This is a genomic window from Streptomyces barkulensis (genome assembly GCF_002843305.1).
Classification (GTDB): Bacteria; Actinomycetota; Actinomycetes; order Streptomycetales; family Streptomycetaceae; genus Streptomyces; species Streptomyces barkulensis.
Genome location: NZ_PGSG01000113.1, coordinates 1,741 through 2,257, shown reverse-complemented (window position 1 = coordinate 2,257; position 517 = coordinate 1,741). Strand labels below are relative to the sequence as shown.

At 61.3% G+C, this 517-nt stretch carries 1 rRNA gene (cut by a window edge); it reads left to right on the top strand.

Annotation, left to right across the window (positions count from 1 at the left end):
• Nucleotides 1–58 precede the first annotated feature (58 nt).
• A 23S ribosomal RNA gene (locus CUT83_RS26105) occupies nucleotides 59–517 on the top strand; its annotated part runs 1,740 nt beyond the window's last position; the annotation flags it as partial.

Genomic DNA, 517 nt, shown 5'->3' with positions numbered 1-517 from the left:
GGGGTGGCGGGTGGCTGGTCGTTGTTTGAGAACTGCACAGTGGACGCGAGCATCTATAGGCCAAGTTTTTAAGGGCGCACGGTGGATGCCTTGGCACCAGGAACCGATGAAGGACGCGGGAGGCCGCGATAGGCCCCGGGGAGCTGTCAACCGAGCTGTGATCCGGGGGTGTCCGAATGGGGAAACCCGGCAGTCGTCATGGGCTGTCACCCGCTGCTGAACACATAGGCAGTGTGGAGGGAACGCGGGGAAGTGAAACATCTCAGTACCCGCAGGAAGAGAAAACAACCGTGATTCCGGGAGTAGTGGCGAGCGAAACCGGATGAGGCCAAACCGGTCACGTGTGAGACCCGGCAGGGGTTGCGTGGTCGGGGTTGTGGGAGTGTGCTGGACCGGTCTGCCGGCCGGTCGGAGAGTCAGAAACCGTTGTGATAGGCGAAGGGCATGCGAAAGGCCCGGCGTAGAGGGTAAGACCCCCGTAGCCGAAATCATGGCGGCTCTCTTGCGTATTTCCCAA